The following is a 705-nucleotide window of genomic DNA, read 5'->3' as shown; positions in this document are numbered from 1 at the left end:
ACACTACCCGTGGTTGGCTTAAATAGTGAACTGATAATGCCAATCATGGTGGACTTACCTGCGCCATTTGGCCCAAGTAACGCAAAGAACCCACCTTGTGGTACGGTTAAATCAACCCCTTTTAATGCCGAAAACCCATTGTCATAGGTTTTGGACAAGCCTTGGATAGAAAGTGCTGGTACATCAGACATGAAGACCTCTTATTTTTTATCAATTTGTATAAAACACGATTTTAGAATAATAGGCCGTGTTGAACATTCAACTATCATTATCATACTGACCGAGGCCATATAAAAATGTTCAACACGCTCTACTATCTAGAAGATACGGTGTGATCTCATAAAATGAGGCTACTAATCGCAAATTTCAACTGCTTTATATTTGAAGTACCGTATTAATAATACTCATCATAAAAAAGCGCCTATCTCATTAAATGGGATAGACGCTTTTTTTGTGCATCAGATCAAAGTTATCTGACGTTCAGTTTACTGATACTTTGTGCTTGGACTGCGATTTACTCACAGCCAAGTTTTGCCAGTAGCTCGTCACGGCTGAGCAACTCTTTTTCACCGTCACGGCGATTGACATATTCGTATTTGTCTTCAGCGATGTTGCGATCAGACACGACGATACGGTGCGGGATACCAATCAGTTCTAAATCAGCAAACTTCACTCCTGGGCGTTCGTTACGATCGTCCAGTAGGA

General features: G+C 40.9%; 2 protein-coding genes. Both read right to left on the bottom strand.

Annotated elements, in window-relative coordinates:
• On the bottom strand, positions 1–191 hold a 191-nt coding region (locus ACS8FC_RS17540; RefSeq protein WP_439297729.1), incomplete at its 3' end, for an ATP-binding cassette domain-containing protein.
• A gap of 323 nt (positions 192–514) precedes the next feature.
• Positions 515–705, bottom strand: a 191-nt coding sequence (locus ACS8FC_RS17535; RefSeq protein WP_439297728.1) for a His/Gly/Thr/Pro-type tRNA ligase C-terminal domain-containing protein, incomplete at its 5' end; no start/stop codon positions are given.

Source organism: Psychrobacter sp. 1Y4 (assembly GCF_051847555.1).
Note: the sequence above shows the minus strand (reverse complement) of the source record. Positions and strands in the feature narration are given on the sequence as shown.